This window comes from Burkholderia stagnalis (genome assembly GCF_039848545.1).
Lineage (GTDB): Bacteria > Pseudomonadota > Gammaproteobacteria > Burkholderiales > Burkholderiaceae > Burkholderia > Burkholderia stagnalis.
On sequence record NZ_CP156686.1, the window covers coordinates 2,918,882 to 2,933,553 of the forward strand.

The 14,672-nt window shown below is 68.8% G+C and carries 14 protein-coding genes; 12 read left to right on the forward strand and 2 right to left on the reverse strand.

The features are described from left to right. Window positions 1-133 precede the first annotated feature (133 nt). From prpB to ABFO07_RS29800, 7 genes are all read left to right on the forward strand, one after another. Entirely contained in the window at window positions 134-1,027 is an 894-nt protein-coding gene (prpB, locus tag ABFO07_RS29770; RefSeq protein ID WP_059801248.1) for a methylisocitrate lyase, read from the forward strand. A 99-nt stretch (window positions 1,028-1,126) separates the two neighbouring features. Then, window positions 1,127-2,299: a bifunctional 2-methylcitrate synthase/citrate synthase gene (gene prpC, locus ABFO07_RS29775; protein WP_059801251.1), complete on the forward strand. Its 1,173-nt coding sequence runs from the start codon at window positions 1,127-1,129 to the stop codon at window positions 2,297-2,299. Window positions 2,300-2,362: 63 nt separating this feature from the next. Beyond that, the gene (gene acnD, locus ABFO07_RS29780) at window positions 2,363-4,957 is read left to right on the forward strand and encodes a Fe/S-dependent 2-methylisocitrate dehydratase AcnD (RefSeq protein ID WP_060352445.1); all 2,595 of its coding nucleotides are present in this window, start codon (window positions 2,363-2,365) and stop codon (window positions 4,955-4,957) included. A 71-nt stretch (window positions 4,958-5,028) separates the two neighbouring features. After that, complete coding sequence (gene prpF, locus ABFO07_RS29785; RefSeq protein ID WP_059801255.1) at window positions 5,029-6,219, forward strand: 2-methylaconitate cis-trans isomerase PrpF; 1,191 nt, start codon at window positions 5,029-5,031, stop codon at window positions 6,217-6,219. Window positions 6,220-6,363: 144 nt separating this feature from the next. Continuing rightward, window positions 6,364-7,416 (forward strand): CaiB/BaiF CoA transferase family protein, encoded by a 1,053-nt coding sequence (locus ABFO07_RS29790; RefSeq protein ID WP_347469712.1) that lies wholly within the window; start codon window positions 6,364-6,366, stop codon window positions 7,414-7,416. Between the two features lie 114 nt (window positions 7,417-7,530). Next, a complete protein-coding gene (locus ABFO07_RS29795; RefSeq protein ID WP_059565119.1) occupies window positions 7,531-7,779 on the forward strand; it encodes a type II toxin-antitoxin system Phd/YefM family antitoxin in 249 nt (82 codons plus the stop codon). Continuing rightward, complete coding sequence (locus ABFO07_RS29800) at window positions 7,769-8,050, forward strand: type II toxin-antitoxin system RelE family toxin (RefSeq protein ID WP_059959708.1); 282 nt, start codon at window positions 7,769-7,771, stop codon at window positions 8,048-8,050. Before ABFO07_RS29795 ends, ABFO07_RS29800 begins: the two co-directional genes overlap by 11 nt. Window positions 8,051-8,102: 52 nt before the next feature. Here ABFO07_RS29800 and ABFO07_RS29805 read toward each other — a convergent pair whose 3' ends face one another. Further along, window positions 8,103-8,546, reverse strand: a complete 444-nt coding sequence (locus ABFO07_RS29805; RefSeq protein ID WP_017331055.1) for a PaaI family thioesterase — start codon at window positions 8,544-8,546, stop codon at window positions 8,103-8,105. Between the two features lie 235 nt (window positions 8,547-8,781). Between ABFO07_RS29805 and ABFO07_RS29810 the strand changes: the two genes are divergently transcribed. After that, on the forward strand, window positions 8,782-10,392 hold the full coding sequence (locus ABFO07_RS29810) for a methyl-accepting chemotaxis protein (RefSeq protein ID WP_347469220.1): 1,611 nt from the start codon (window positions 8,782-8,784) through the stop codon (window positions 10,390-10,392). Here ABFO07_RS29810 and ABFO07_RS29815 read toward each other — a convergent pair. Further along, a complete protein-coding gene (locus ABFO07_RS29815) occupies window positions 10,365-11,468 on the reverse strand; it encodes an AGE family epimerase/isomerase (RefSeq protein WP_347469222.1) in 1,104 nt (367 codons plus the stop codon). The two genes, ABFO07_RS29810 and ABFO07_RS29815, sit on opposite strands and share 28 nt — an antisense overlap. Before the next feature lie 112 nt (window positions 11,469-11,580). Between ABFO07_RS29815 and ABFO07_RS29820 the strand changes: the two genes are divergently transcribed. The 4 genes from ABFO07_RS29820 (at window position 11,581) to ABFO07_RS29835 (ending at window position 14,666) form a co-directional block, all read left to right on the forward strand. Then, on the forward strand, window positions 11,581-12,276 hold the full coding sequence (locus ABFO07_RS29820; protein ID WP_347469224.1) for an MgtC/SapB family protein: 696 nt from the start codon (window positions 11,581-11,583) through the stop codon (window positions 12,274-12,276). 20 nt (window positions 12,277-12,296) lie between these two features. After that, a complete protein-coding gene (locus ABFO07_RS29825; protein WP_347469713.1) occupies window positions 12,297-13,784 on the forward strand; it encodes a flagellar hook-length control protein FliK in 1,488 nt (495 codons plus the stop codon). A gap of 118 nt (window positions 13,785-13,902) precedes the next feature. After that, window positions 13,903-14,058 carry a hypothetical protein gene (locus ABFO07_RS29830; protein ID WP_165940515.1) on the forward strand — a complete coding sequence of 52 codons (156 nt, stop codon included), beginning with the start codon at window positions 13,903-13,905 and terminating at the stop codon, window positions 14,056-14,058. Window positions 14,059-14,189: 131 nt separating this feature from the next. Then, window positions 14,190-14,666, forward strand: coding sequence for a GNAT family N-acetyltransferase (locus tag ABFO07_RS29835; RefSeq protein WP_347469227.1), 477 nt, complete (start codon window positions 14,190-14,192; stop codon window positions 14,664-14,666). Window positions 14,667-14,672 lie beyond the last annotated feature (6 nt).

Here is a 14,672-nt window from a genome sequence, read left to right on the forward strand (position 1 = left end):
ACGGGTTTCTGATTTGAAATCACCGGGCCAGCCAGGCCACCGGTCGGTTGCTTAAGAATCAGTGAGTTAGCGCCGGCACGCGAGCTGGCCCGGTATTTGCTGTTTCAACGGACGTTCCATCAGGAGGCCGTTCATGAGCAATACGCATCTTCAAAGCGCCGGCGCGAAATTCCGTGCGGCAGTCGCGGCCGAGCAGCCGCTGCAGGTGGTCGGCGCGATCACCGCCTACGCGGCCAAGATGGCCCAGGCCGTCGGCTTCAAGGCCGTCTACCTGTCGGGCGGCGGCGTCGCCGCGAATTCGCTCGGCATCCCCGATCTCGGCATCAGCACGATGGAAGACGTGCTGATCGACGCGAACCGGATCACCAACGCGACCGACCTGCCGCTGCTCGTCGATATCGATACGGGCTGGGGCGGCGCGTTCAACATCGCGCGCACGGTCCGCTCGTTCATCAAGGCCGGCGTCGCCGCCGTGCACCTCGAGGACCAGGTCGGCCAGAAGCGCTGCGGCCACCGTCCGGGCAAGGAAGTCGTGCCGATCGAAGAGATGGTCGATCGCGTCAAGGCCGCGGTCGATGCGCGTACCGACGATCAGTTCGTGATCATGGCGCGCACCGATGCGGCCGCCGCCGAAGGGATCGACTCGGCGATCGAGCGCGCGGTGGCCTATGTCGAGGCCGGCGCGGACATGATCTTCCCGGAAGCGATGAAGACGCTCGACGACTATCGCCGCTTCAAGGCCGCGGTGAAGGTGCCGATCCTCGCGAACCTGACCGAATTCGGCTCGACGCCGCTGTTCACGCTCGACGAACTGCGCGAGGCGAACGTCGACATCGCGCTGTATTGCTGCGGCGCGTATCGCGCGATGAACAAGGCCGCGCTGAATTTCTACGAGACGCTGCGCCGCGACGGCACGCAGAAGGCTGCCGTGCCGACGATGCAAACGCGCGCCGAGCTGTACGACTATCTCGGCTATCACGCCTACGAGCAGAAGCTCGACGAGCTGTTCGCGCAGGGCAAGAAGTAACCCGCGCCCCCTCCCCACGAGACACGAATCTGAGCATTGCATGGGGCCAAAGCAGGCGCTGAAGCGCCAGCACTGGCCGACAAAATGGAGAATGAAAGCATGAGCGAGACGAAAGACGCAGCAGCACCGGCCGCCGCAGGCGCCTTCAAGCCGAAGAAGTCGGTCGCGCTGTCGGGCGTGACGGCCGGCAACACGGCTCTCTGCACGGTCGGGAAGACCGGCAACGACCTGCACTATCGCGGCTACGACATCCTCGACGTCGCGGAGTCGTGCGAGTTCGAGGAAATCGCCCACCTGCTCGTGCACGAAACGCTGCCGAACCTGACCGAGCTGGCCGCCTACAAGGCCAAGCTGCGCGCGCTGCGCGGCCTGCCGAACGCGCTGAAGGCGGCGCTCGAGCAGATCCCGGCGTCCGCGCACCCGATGGACGTGATGCGCACGGGCGTGTCGGTGCTCGGCACGGTGCTGCCGGAGAAGGACGACCACAACCTGCCGGGCGCGCGCGACATCGCCGACCGCCTGATGGCATCGCTCGGTTCGATCCTGCTGTACTGGTATCACTTCTCGCACAACGGCAAGCGCATCGAGACCGAAACCGACGACGACTCGATCGGCGGCCACTTCCTGCACCTGCTGCACGGCAAGGCGCCGTCGAAGTCGTGGGTCGACGCGATGCACACGTCGCTGATCCTGTACGCGGAGCACGAGTTCAACGCGTCGACGTTCACGGGCCGCGTGATCGCGGGCACGGGCTCGGACATCTACTCGGCCATCACCGGCGCGATCGGCGCGCTGCGCGGGCCGAAGCACGGCGGCGCGAACGAGGTCGCGTACGAGGTGCAGAGCCGCTACCGCTCGCCGGACGAAGCGGAAGCCGACATCCGCCGCCGCGTCGAGAACAAGGAAGTCGTGATCGGCTTCGGCCACCCGGTCTACACGATCTCGGATCCGCGCAACAAGGTGATCAAGGGCGTCGCGCACAAGCTGTCGAAGGAAGCGGGCGACCTGAAGCTGTACAGCATCGCCGAGCGCCTCGAATCGGTGATGTGGGACGCGAAGAAGATGTTCCCGAACCTCGACTGGTTCAGCGCCGTGTCGTATCACATGATGGGCGTGCCGACCGCGATGTTCACGCCGCTGTTCGTGATCTCGCGCACGTCCGGCTGGGCCGCGCACATCATCGAGCAGCGCGTCGACAACAAGATCATCCGCCCGAGCGCGAACTACACCGGTCCGGAAGACCTGCAGTTCGTGCCGATCGAGAAGCGCTGATCGGGCGCCGGGGGAGGCCGGTCGGCTTCCCCCGCTCATGAATTCCCAGCTTTCCCCCATATCATGAATACCGCCTACCGCAAACCCCTGCCCGGCACGTCGCTGGATTATTTCGACGCGCGCGCCGCGGTCGACGCGATCGCGCCCGGCGCCTACGACACGCTGCCGTACACGTCGCGCGTGCTCGCCGAGAATCTCGTGCGCCGCTGCGATCCGGCGATCCTCGCCGATTCGCTGAAACAGATCATCGAGCGCAAGCGCGAACGCGATTTCCCGTGGTTCCCGGCGCGCGTCGTGTGCCATGACATCCTCGGCCAGACGGCGCTCGTCGATCTCGCGGGCCTGCGCGACGCGATCGCCGAGCGCGGCGGCGACCCGGCGAAGGTGAACCCGGTCGTGCCGGTGCAGCTGATCGTCGACCACTCGCTCGCCGTCGAGTGCGGCGGCTTCGATCCGGACGCGTTCGCGAAGAACCGCGCGATCGAGGATCGCCGTAACGAGGACCGCTTCCACTTCATCGAGTGGACGAAGCAGTCGTTCGAGAACGTCGACGTGATCCCGCCGGGCAACGGCATCATGCACCAGATCAACCTGGAGAAGATGTCGCCGGTGATCCAGGCGCAGGACGGCGTCGCGTATCCGGACACCTGCGTCGGCACCGACAGCCACACGCCGCACGTCGACGCGCTCGGCGTGATCGCGATCGGCGTCGGCGGGCTGGAAGCCGAGAACGTGATGCTCGGCCGCGCGTCGTGGATGCGGCTGCCGGACATCGTCGGCGTCGAGCTGACCGGCAAGCGCCAGCCCGGCATCACCGCGACCGACGTGGTGCTCGCGCTGACCGAATTCCTGCGCAAGGAAAAGGTGGTCGGCGCGTACCTCGAATTCCGCGGCGCGGGCGCGGCGAGCCTCACGCTCGGCGATCGCGCGACGATCTCGAACATGGCGCCCGAATACGGCGCGACGGCCGCGATGTTCTTCATCGACGGCCAGACGACCGACTACCTGCGCCTGACCGGCCGCAGCGACGAGCAGGTGAAGCTGGTCGAGACGTACGCGAAGGAAGCCGGCCTGTGGGCCGACACGCTGGACCACGCGCAGTACGAGCGCACGCTGACGTTCGACCTGTCGTCGGTGGTGCGCAACATGGCCGGCCCGTCGAACCCGCACAAGCGGCTGCCGACGTCGGACCTCGCCGCGCGCGGCATTGCCGGCCAATGGGAAGAGAAGGCGGGCGAGATGCCCGACGGCGCGGTGATCATCGCCGCGATCACGAGCTGCACGAACACCAGCAACCCGCGCAACGTGATCGCAGCGGCCTTGCTCGCGCGCAACGCGAACGCGCGCGGCCTCACGCGCAAGCCGTGGGTGAAGAGCTCGCTCGCGCCGGGTTCCAAGGCGGTCGAACTGTATCTGGAAGAAGCGAACCTGCTGCCGGAACTCGAGAAGCTCGGCTTCGGCATCGTCGCGTTCGCGTGCACGACCTGCAACGGGATGTCGGGCGCGCTCGATCCGAAGATCCAGCAGGAGATCGTCGATCGCGACCTGTACGCGACCGCCGTGCTGTCCGGCAACCGCAACTTCGACGGCCGCATCCATCCGTATGCGAAGCAGGCGTTCCTCGCGTCGCCGCCGCTCGTCGTCGCGTATGCGATCGCAGGCACGATCCGCTTCGACATCGAGAAGGACGTGCTCGGCCACGACCAGGACGGCAAGCCCGTCACGCTGAAGGACATCTGGCCGACCGACGAGGAGATCGATGCGATCGTCGCGTCGAGCGTGAAGCCCGAGCAGTTCCGCAAGGTCTACGAGCCGATGTTCGCGCGCGTGGCCGATGCGGGCGAGCGCGCGGCGCCGCTGTACGACTGGCGCGCGCAGAGCACGTACATTCGCCGGCCGCCGTACTGGGAAGGGGCGCTCGCCGGCGAGCGTACGCTCAAGGGGATGCGCCCGCTCGCGGTGCTCGGCGACAACATCACGACCGACCACCTGTCGCCGTCGAACGCGATCCTCGCGAACAGCGCGGCCGGCGAATACCTCGCGAAGATGGGCCTGCCGGAAGAAGACTTCAACTCGTACGCGACGCACCGGGGAGACCACCTGACCGCGCAGCGTGCGACCTTCGCGAACCCGACGCTCGTCAACGAGATGGCGGTGGTCGACGGCGCGGTGAAGAAGGGCTCGCTCGCACGCGTCGAGCCGGACGGCACGGTGATGCGGATGTGGGAAGCGATCGAGACGTACATGAATCGCAAGCAGCCGTTGATCGTGATCGCGGGCGCCGACTACGGCCAGGGCTCGTCGCGCGACTGGGCCGCGAAGGGCGTGCGGCTCGCGGGCGTCGAGGTGATCGTCGCCGAGGGCTTCGAGCGGATCCACCGCACGAACCTGATCGGGATGGGCGTGCTGCCGCTCGAGTTCAAGCCGGGCACCAACCGGACGACGCTCGGCATCGACGGCACCGAGACGTTCGACGTGGTCGGCGCGCGCACGCCGCGCGCGGACCTGACGCTCGTGATTCACCGCAGGAACGGCGAGCGCGTCACGGTGCCGGTCACGTGCCGGCTCGATACGGCCGAGGAAGTGTCGATCTACGACGCGGGCGGCGTGCTGCAGCGCTTCGCGCAGGACTTCCTCGAATCGTCGCAGGCGGCATGACGGCGCGCTGACGCGCGCCACGCGGCGGGGCGGCGACGCCCCGCCCCGAGTCACATTACGACAACACGGACATGGCACACATCCCTCAAATCAGGATTCCCGCGACCTACATTCGCGGCGGCACCAGCAAGGGCGTGTTCTTTCGCCTGCAGGACCTGCCCGAGGCCGCGCAGGCGCCCGGCGCCGCGCGCGACGCGCTGCTGCTGCGCGTGATCGGCAGCCCCGATCCGTACGGCAAGCAGATCGACGGGATGGGCGGCGCGACGTCGAGCACCAGCAAGACGGTGATCGTGTCGAAGAGCACGCGGCCCGGCCACGACGTCGACTACCTGTTCGGCCAGGTGTCGATCGACAAGGCGTTCGTCGACTGGAGCGGCAACTGCGGCAACCTGTCGGCGGCGGTCGGCCCGTTCGCGATCGGCGGCGGCCTCGTCGATCCGGCGCGCGTGCCGCGCGACGGCATCGCGACCGTGCGGATCTGGCAGGCGAACATCGGCAAGACGATCATTGCCCATGTGCCGATCACGAACGGCGCGGTGCAGGAGACGGGCGACTTCGAGCTCGACGGCGTCACGTTCCCGGCCGCGGAAGTGCAGCTCGAGTTCATGGATCCGGCCGCCGAGGAGGAAGGCGCGGGCGGCTCGATGTTCCCGACCGGCAACCTCGTCGACGATCTCGCGGTGCCGGGCGTCGGCACGCTGAAGGCGACGATGATCAACGCCGGGATTCCGACGATCTTCGTCGATGCCGACGCGATCGGCTACACGGGCACCGAGCTGCAGGACGCGATCAACGGCGATGCGACGGCACTCGAGATGTTCGAGACGATTCGCGCGCACGGCGCGCTGCGCATGGGCCTGATCGACACGCTCGACGAGATCGCGACGCGGCAGCACACGCCGAAGATCGCCTTCGTCGCGAAGCCGGCCGACTACGTCGCATCGAGCGGCAAGCGGGTGCGGGCGGGCGACGTCGACCTGCTGGTGCGCGCGCTGTCGATGGGCAAGCTGCATCACGCGATGATGGGCACGGCGGCGGTGGCGATCGGCACGGCCGCCGCGATTCCGGGCACGCTCGTCAACCTCGCGGCGGGCGGCGGCGAACGCCAGGCGGTGCGCTTCGGCCATCCGTCGGGCACGCTGCGCGTCGGCGCCGAGGCGCAGCAGGCCAACGGCGAATGGACCGTCACCAAGGCGATCATGAGCCGCAGCGCGCGCGTGCTGATGGAAGGCTGGGTGCGTGTGCCGGGGGATGCGTTCTGACGCGTGCCGGTTCCGGCGCGTTAGCCCGTCCGCCCGTCCGTACGACGGCTGACCGATCCCTGCGAAGCGAGCCCCGCCGAGCAGGGATTTTTCATTTGAGGGGGCGTCGCGAACGCCATCCGACCGCCAAGCATGGAGAACCGCATGCCGCTCGATGCGCCGTTGAAAGGCGTCCACGTCGTCGAATTCGAAGGCCTCGGCCCCGGCCCGCTCGCGGGCCGGATCCTCGCCGGGATGGGTGCGCAGGTCACGCTGATCGCGCGCCCGGCGGGCCGCACGAGCGCGCCGGACGCGCTGCAGGCCCGCGACGGCGACGTGCTGCGCGAAGGCAAGACGATCGTGCCGCTCGACCTGAAATCGCCGGCCGGGCGCGACGAAGCATTCGTGCTGATTGCCCGCGCCGACGCGCTGATCGAAGGGCTGCGGCCCGGCGTGATGGAGCGGCTCGGCCTCGGCCCGGCCGATTGCGCGCGTCACAACCCGCGGCTCGTGTACGGCCGGATGACCGGCTGGGGCCAGACGGGCCCGCTGGCCGCGGCTGCCGGGCACGACCTGAACTACGTCGCGCTGACGGGCCTGCTGTCGCTCGCTGCGCCGTGCGACGGCCGGCCGGGCCTGCCGCCGACCGTCGTCGGCGATGCGGGCGGCGCGCTCGGGCTGGCGTTCGGCATCGTCTGCGCGCTGTTCGACGTGCGCGCGGGCGGCCCGGGGCGGGTGGTCGACGGCGCGATCGTCGACATCGTTGCGATGCTCGGCACGCTCGCGCTGTGGGCGCGCGCGAACGGCCAGCTCGACGGCGCGCAGCCGAGCTTGTTCCACGACGCGCCGTTCTACGACGTGTACCGCTGCGCGGACGGCGAATGCGTGACGATCGGCGCGCTCGAGCCGCCGTTCTACGCGTTGCTGGTCGAACGGCTGGGGCTGACGGACGTCGATCCGGCGTCGCAGTACGACCGCGCGCGCTGGCCGGCGCTGAAGGCGCGTTTCGCGGAGGTGTTCGCGCGGCAGCCGTCAACGCACTGGCGCGCGCTGCTGGAAGGCACCGATGCGTGCTTCGCGCCGGTGTTGAGTGTGGCGGAGGCGGCGAAGCATCCGCATAACGTGGCGCGCGGGATTTACGAGACCGACGCGCAAGGCGTCGTGCGGGCGCGCGTTGCGCCGCGCTTCCTGCCGTTGACGGATGGTGGGACGGAGTAGGCGCGTCCATACGTCGGTGGTTCACGGGGTGAGCGTAAGCCATGGGTCCAATTTTGGTGCTAAATTTGGTGCTAAAAGAGGTGCAATCGACCCTCAATTGAAGAAGGAGCCGAAATGCCCCACACCATCCTGGCAAACGTCACGGCGAGCGTTTCCGAACTGAAGCGGAACCCGATGGGAACTGTCGCGGCGGGAGAGGGTTTCCCGGTGGCGATCCTGAACCACAACGAACCGGCGTTCTATTGCATCCCGGCGAAGACTTGGGAGGCGATGCTCGAACGTCTGGAGGATATCGAAGACAACGCGCTGGCTGATACGCGTGTCAAGGAGAAGGCTGTCAAGGTCAAGCTGAATGACCTTTGAACTCGCCTTTCTCGAACCTGCATTGAGAGAGTGGAAGAAGCTTGATCGCACCGTTCGCGACCAGTTCAAATCCAAACTCGCCGAGCGGCTCGAAAATCCTCGCATCCCCTCGGCAAAGCTGCACGGCCACCCGGATCGCTACAAGATCAAGCTGCGCAGTGCCGGCTACCGACTTGTGTACGAAGTGCGCGACACGGAGGTCATCGTGCTGGTCGTCGCGGTCGGTCGGCGCGAGCGCGATGCAGTCCATCTCGCCGCGATGAAACGTTAGAACGAAATGCGCCGCGCATTCGCCGCGGCCGCTTGTTCGCATCCTTGATCGCTCAGGCCGTTTCCTCCGGCGCCCCCGGCACCTTCCCGTCGCCCACGCGATTGATGGTGCCCTGTGCGATCGCGACGAGCCGCTCGTGATCGCCGTCGATCACGAACACGTGGCACTGGCAGGTGGCCTGCTGCCGCCCGGCGTAGACGAGCTTCGCGCGCGCGACGAGCGTGCCGTTCACCGCCGGGCGCAGGTAGTTGATCTTGTATTCGGCCGTGATCACGCGCGGCCCGAGCGCGAGCGCGCCGGCGAACGTCAGCGCGTTGTCGGCGAGATAGCTGATGACGCCGCCGTGCACGTAGCCGTGCTGCTGCCGCAACTCGTCGCGCACGGGCAGGCACAGCGACACTTCGTGCTCGCCGATGTGCATCAGCTCCGTGCCGAGCAGCATGCTGAACGGTTGCGCCCGCAATGCGCCGCGGGCGTGATCCACGATGTCGGTCATCGACATTCCTCGCAATGAGTGGCCGCTTGCGCTGAACTCTAGGAAGGGGGGCGTGGATAAGCAAGGAGATTCGTCCGCGTTTCTTGCAAATGGCGATGTCGTGCGGGCGCGATTATTGCGCCGAATGCCGGCATTCCCCGTCATTTGCGCGATTTCTTCGCCGACACCTAAAGTCCGCCCCGGAAATGCCGCTAACGCCGGGGTTTGCCGCATCGTCGGTGTTTCAGGAATCTCCATGTTCAGCAAAATCAAGCTCGCGTCGGGCCTGCTCGGCGTGTTGGCCGTGTTCTGCCTCTTTCTGATCGCCGTCGAGGGGCTCGGCTTCTGGTCGCTCGCGTCCACGCGCGCCGGCGTCGACGATCTGTCGAACGTCGCGATCGCGCAGGTCGGCGCGGCGAACCAGGCGGCCGAGCGCCTGCTCGACGCGCGCGTCAACCTGTCGCGCGCCGGCACGCGGATGGTGCGCGGCGGCCCGAAGCCGGAAGACATCCTGCGCCACGCGAGCGAATCGCTGGCCGAAGCGGACAAGGCGTTCGCGCGGCTGAACGCCGTGCCGGCGATCGACGACGAGAACCGCGCGCGCGTCGCGGCGCTCGGCGAGCGCTACCAGAAGTTCCACGCGGCGCTCGCGGAACTCGTGCAGTTCCTCCAGGCGGACAACATCCAGGCGTTCCTCGACCAGCCGACCCAGGGCTTCCAGGACACATACCTGACCGAGCTGCACCGTTTCGTCGACTACGGCAGCGCATCGAGCCGCTCGGCGCTCGACACGATCGACGGCGGCATGGCGTGGTTCAAGTGGGTGAGCATCGTGCTGCTGGTCGCGATGCTGGCGAGCAGCGTGGCGATCTACGCGGCCGCGCGGCGCGCGGTCGTCGCGCCGCTCGACGAGGCCGGCCTCCATTTCGAACGGATCGCGCAGGGCCGCCTCGACGAGACGGTCCACGCGGGCGGCGTGTACGAGATCGACCGGATGCTGCGCGGCCTCGCGACGATGCAGGCGAGCCTCGCGGACACCGTGCGGACCGTGCGCCAGGCGTCGGATGCGATCCACCTCGGCGCGGGCGAGATCGCCGGCGGCAATGCCGACCTGTCGGCGCGCACCGGCACGCAGGCCGCGTCGCTCGAGGAAACCGCCGCGAGCATGGAGGAGCTGACCGCGACCGTGCGGCAGAACACCGACAGCGCGCGCGCCGCGAGCCAGCTGGCCGACGAGGCGCTCAAGGCGACCAGCCACGGCGGCGGCGTGGTCGACAGCGTGATCGACAAGATGCGCGGCATCGCGCAGAGCTCGGGCCGCATCGCGGAAATCATCTCGGTGATCGACGGGATCGCGTTCCAGACCAACATCCTCGCGCTGAACGCGGCGGTGGAGGCCGCGCGCGCGGGCGAGCAGGGCCGCGGCTTCGCGGTGGTCGCGGGCGAGGTGCGCTCGCTCGCGCAGCGCAGCGCGCAGTCGGCGAAGGAAATCAAGTCGCTGATCGAGGATTCGGTCGCGCAGATCAACGGCGGCGCGGCGCTCGTCGAGCGCGCGGGTGAAGCGATGCGCACGGTGTCGACGTCGATCTCGCGCGTCGCGCAGACGATGACCGAGATCACGTCGGCATCGGTCGAGCAGAGCGTCGGGATCGAGCAGGTGAACCAGGCCGTCACGCAGATGGACCAGCTGACCCAGCAGAACGCGGCGCTGGTCGAGCAGGTCGCGGCGGCGGCGGCATCGCTGAACGACCAGACCACGCACCTGATGCAGGCCGTGTCGGTGTTCGAGGTGGGCGGCGCGCGCGGCGAGCGCGCCGCGCCGTCATATGCCGCGCCGGCTTACGCGCCGGAAGGCAGCGCCGCGTAAGCGGTCGCGAGGTGGTAGGGCGTCGTCGACGGCATGTCGGCGCGCGACACCTGCCCGTCGGCCGTCTTGCACTCGAACCAGCCGCGCGGATGCAGGAAGCGCGCGGCGAAGCGCGCGGCCTGCGTCGCGAGCGGCGCGGACGCCGGCGTGCCGCCGTGCGTCGCAAGCGCGCGCAGGTATTCGGTCTGCGCCCAGATCCGCTGCGTGCCGTCGAGGCACGCGCCCTGCGCGTCGAGCGCGGCGCTGACGCCGCCCGTCAGCGGATCGACGCCGTGCCGCTCGGCAAACACGAAGGCCCGCGCGAGCGCATCGCGCAGGCCGGTGTGCGCGACGCGCGCGCCGGCCGCGTCGGCCAGATAGAACCATTCGAATTGATGTCCCGGCTCGAAGCGGTTGTCCGCCGCGCCGAGCGGCAGCTCGGCGATGCAGCCGGTTGCCGTGTCGACGAACGCGTGCTCCACCGCCTGCGCGGTCCGGCCGAGCGCGTCGTCGAACGCCGTGTCGCCGAACGCGTCGGCCGCGGCGAGCCACGCTTCCGTCAGATGCATCAGCGGGTTCTGCAGCGGGCCGTTGCCCGACGACGAGAAATCGTCGTGACGCGCGGCGTCGAGCAATGCGCTGCCGCGCTGCGGCGCGAAGCGGTCCTGGATCAGCGCGGCGGTGTCCTCGGCGGCCGTGCGCGCGGCGCGCTCGCCCGACGCCGCGTAATGGGCGGCGCACGCGAACACGATGAACGCATGCGTGTACAGGTCCTTGGTCGTGTCGAGCGGCGCGCCGGCCGCGTCGATGCTGAAGTGCCAGCCGCCGTGGCGAGTGTCGCGGAAGCGCCGGCACAATGCATCGAACAGGGTTGCCGCGTGGCCGGCCTCGCCCGCCTGCGCGAATACGAACAGCTGCCGTGCGCAGGCCATCGCGCGATAGCGCGTGACGGGCAGCGGCGCATGGGTGGCCGGATCGACGGCCTCGAACGGCAGCTGCATCGTGCGGTCGAACCCCGAACCCTGCCAGATCGGCAGGATGACGTGCGCGAAATGGTGGCGCAGTTGGGCGGCTTGGGTGGAAGCGGAGTCGGACATGGCGGGGTTGAACGCGTGAATCGAAACGTGTCGGCGCGGCCCGGAAGCGCGCGGCCGCGGCCAAGGATAAAGCATTCCGCGCGACCGGCACCAGAAAAAGGAGGGAAATCCTATGCTCGGCAACGTTGAACTCGTGATGCGGCTCATCCTGGCGGCGGTGCTGGGCAGCGTCATCGGCTTCGAGCGGGAGCGTCTTTCGTGGGCGGCCGGCCTGCGAACCCACATGCTCGTGTGCGTCGGCTCGGCGCTGATCATGATCGTGTCGGCGTTCGGCTTCGCCGACGCGCTCGGCAGCCCGCACGTCGTGCTCGATCCGTCGCGGGTCGCCGCGCAGGTCGTGTCGGGCATCGGCTTTCTCGGCGCGGGGTCGATCCTGCTGCGCGGCGAGATCGTGCGCGGGCTGACGACGGCCGCGAGCCTGTGGTCGGTCGCGGCGATCGGCCTCGCGGTGGGCGGCGGGCTCTACGTCGCGTCGATTTCGGCGACGTTCATCATCCTTGTCATCCTGGCGGGCGTGAAGCCGCTGGAGCGGCGCTACTTCACGGTGCGGCAGCGGCGCCAGCTCGTGCTTACCGTCGAGCGCGGCACGCTGACGTTCGACTCGCTGCACGCGGCGCTCGGGCCCAACAGTGCGCGCGTGAAGCAGTTCATCGTCCAGCAGGCCGAGGACAGCGACGAGCACGACGACGTGCGCATCGCGCTCGCACGGGTGTCCGACGTCGAATACCAGGCGATTCGCGACACGCTGCGCGCGCTGCCCGGCGTGACGCGCTGCGAAGAGGGGAACGGTTTGTCCGGTGGCGAATAGGCGACAGGTCATATTGATTGGTGACCGGCCATGCGACAATGCCCGGTCACCGATTCCGTTCGACGTTCCGGTCCCGCGTTCGCGGGGCCACGCACCCGATCTCCATGACCGAACCCGTCGCTACGCCCCGTTCCCGTTCCAACCGCTCGTCCTCCGCGAAGCCGCGCCGACGCGCTGCAGCAGCAGCGGCGGGCCGTGCGCCTGCCCGCGCGGCGCTGCAGCCCGGCCGCGATGCGCAGGCCGCCGACACGCACCGCGACGAGCGCACGCTCGACCTGTTCGGCGATCCCGTGCTCGACGCGGGCGAGCGGGTGCAGATGGCGGCGCGCCAGGCGGTGGCCGCTGATACGGAGGTCGTCGTCGACGATGCGCACGCGCATCAGCAGGCGATGCTCGACGGGTTCGACGCGCCGCAGACGTTGGCAGCGGACGTGCATGTTGCGATGGGCGGGGGCGACGCAGTTGCCGTTGTCGGCAGCGCGGTTGCGGAGGCTGACGGCCGGGCGGCCGCGTCCGGTGAAGTTGCTTCGGGCGGCGCGATCGCAGAGGGCGCTTCGCATGGCGCCGGGATCGGCGCTGCTGCCGATGTCGAGTCGAAAGCGGCGTCCGATGGGTTGGCGAAGGATGTGCCGATCGGCGTGAATGGCCATTCGACTGCCGACATTGCGACGGAAGCGACGTCCGACATTTCGATGAAGGATGCGCCGACTGGCGCCGATGACACCACCGCCGCTGTCACGTCGTCCACGCAGGACCGCGAACCGCCAAACGACGCCGAGGAAATCGCCGCCGCCGGCCTGGCAACGAAGGCGGCCGCTCCACGCGCGGCCGGCGCCCGTTCGTCGGCGGGGGCGAAGCGCCGCGCATTGACGGCACCCGCGCGCGAAGCGGTGGCGCCGTCCGCGCCGGCAGCGGACGACGCGGCGCCCGCGCCGAGTCAACCCGATACCCCGGCGGAGGCCTCAACGGCCATCCTCGCCGCGTCTGCCGTTGCGGCGACGTCACCGGCATCGCGCCCGGCCGCCTCCGTGGCGTCGATCGTCACGAAGCCTTCGTCCGACCGCGTCGAGCCGTCCCTCGCGGCGCAATCGGACGATGCATCCGCCGCCACCCCTGCATTCGATCTCGATGCGCACCTGCGTCCGCTTTCCGAGCGCCTTGCCGCGCTGCAAGCGGAAACGACCACGCTGCACCGCGCGGCCGATCGCGAAATGCGCCGGGTGAACCGCCTGCTGCTCGCGCTGGCCGTCGTCGTGCTGGCCGGGCTCGCCGCGCTGGTGCTGCAGACGATCCAGGTGTCCCGGCTGAAGCAGGAGGCTGCCGCCCAGCAGCAGCGGATCGACCGCCTGAAGGCCGACCTGACGACGCAGCAGGCCAGCGTGATGACGCTGGAGCAGCACAACGACATGCTGATGACGCAGGTCAACCGCCTGGAGCGCAGCGTGAGCCGCCCGGCGCCGGCCCAGAAGCCGGTGGCCGTGAAGCATGGCCGTCGCGGCATCAAGTAATCCGACCCTATCGGCCGGTTGCGGCAAATCGCAGCGGTGCGCTGGCAGAGTTTAGGGAAAACCCTTAGAATGGCATCCATCTAAGGGAAAACCCTAGTCATCCCTGTCGGAGTCGCACATGAGCTTCATCCTCGCCCTGCTGCAAAAGATCGACGACCTGTTCGTTTCGCCGCACCTGCCGCTCGATGCGGAATATTCGTACGCCGCGCGTCGCGCCGAAGCCGAGCGCCTGCGCCGCTCGCACCTCGTGCCGCTGTGCCTGTATCGTCGCTGATTCGCTGATTCGCTGATTCGCCCCGCGCGGCGTGCAATGCGCACGCGCAGGCCTTTCCGCTCCCGCGCCGCGCACACTGCGCGGCTGTCCCGCTACACTGGAAATCCGTTCCCTCACACGGCGACCGGGCCATGTTGCAGATGCGGCCGATGACGGCCGGCGAATTCCGCGCCTACCGCGCGCGGGCCATCGACGGCTACGCGCGCGATCTCGTGCTATCCGGGCAGAACCCCGCCGACGAGGCGGCCGCGCGCGCCCGGGCCTGCTTCGATACGCTGCTTCCAGACGGCCTGCTGACCGCCGGCCAGACGATCGTGTCGCTCGTCGACGATGCCACCGGCGACGCGATCGGCGATCTCTGGTTCGCGATCGTGACCGAAGGGCCGAATCGCACGCTGTTCATCTACGACCTCGACATCGCACCGCCCCGGCGCCGTCAGGGCTGGGCCACGCGCGTGCTGGATGCGCTCGAGGCCGACGCGCGCCGGCACGGCGTCACCGAAATCGGGCTGTCGGTCTTCAATCACAATGCGGCCGCGCGGGCGCTGTATCGCGCGTGCGGTTTCGTGCCGATCACGACGACGCTGATCAAGCCGGTCGTGTCGTGACGGCTT

What these genes read in the sequence shown, in the direction of transcription:
- prpF (WP_059801255.1), top strand. Translation starts at nt 5,029, where the DNA reads ATGGCACACATCCCTCAAATCAGGATTCCCGCGACCTACATTCGCGGC.
- acnD (WP_060352445.1), top strand. Translation starts at nt 2,363, where the DNA reads ATGAATACCGCCTACCGCAAACCCCTGCCCGGCACGTCGCTGGATTAT.
- ABFO07_RS29800 (WP_059959708.1), top strand. Translation starts at nt 7,769, where the DNA reads ATGACCTTTGAACTCGCCTTTCTCGAACCTGCATTGAGAGAGTGGAAG.
- ABFO07_RS29805 (WP_017331055.1), bottom strand. Translation starts at nt 8,546, where the DNA reads ATGACCGACATCGTGGATCACGCCCGCGGCGCATTGCGGGCGCAACCG.
- prpC (WP_059801251.1), top strand. Translation starts at nt 1,127, where the DNA reads ATGAGCGAGACGAAAGACGCAGCAGCACCGGCCGCCGCAGGCGCCTTC.
- prpB (WP_059801248.1), top strand. Translation starts at nt 134, where the DNA reads ATGAGCAATACGCATCTTCAAAGCGCCGGCGCGAAATTCCGTGCGGCA.
- ABFO07_RS29815 (WP_347469222.1), bottom strand. Translation starts at nt 11,468, where the DNA reads ATGTCCGACTCCGCTTCCACCCAAGCCGCCCAACTGCGCCACCATTTC.
- ABFO07_RS29835 (WP_347469227.1), top strand. Translation starts at nt 14,190, where the DNA reads ATGTTGCAGATGCGGCCGATGACGGCCGGCGAATTCCGCGCCTACCGC.
- ABFO07_RS29795 (WP_059565119.1), top strand. Translation starts at nt 7,531, where the DNA reads ATGCCCCACACCATCCTGGCAAACGTCACGGCGAGCGTTTCCGAACTG.
- ABFO07_RS29820 (WP_347469224.1), top strand. Translation starts at nt 11,581, where the DNA reads ATGCTCGGCAACGTTGAACTCGTGATGCGGCTCATCCTGGCGGCGGTG.
- ABFO07_RS29790 (WP_347469712.1), top strand. Translation starts at nt 6,364, where the DNA reads ATGCCGCTCGATGCGCCGTTGAAAGGCGTCCACGTCGTCGAATTCGAA.
- ABFO07_RS29830 (WP_165940515.1), top strand. Translation starts at nt 13,903, where the DNA reads ATGAGCTTCATCCTCGCCCTGCTGCAAAAGATCGACGACCTGTTCGTT.
- ABFO07_RS29810 (WP_347469220.1), top strand. Translation starts at nt 8,782, where the DNA reads ATGTTCAGCAAAATCAAGCTCGCGTCGGGCCTGCTCGGCGTGTTGGCC.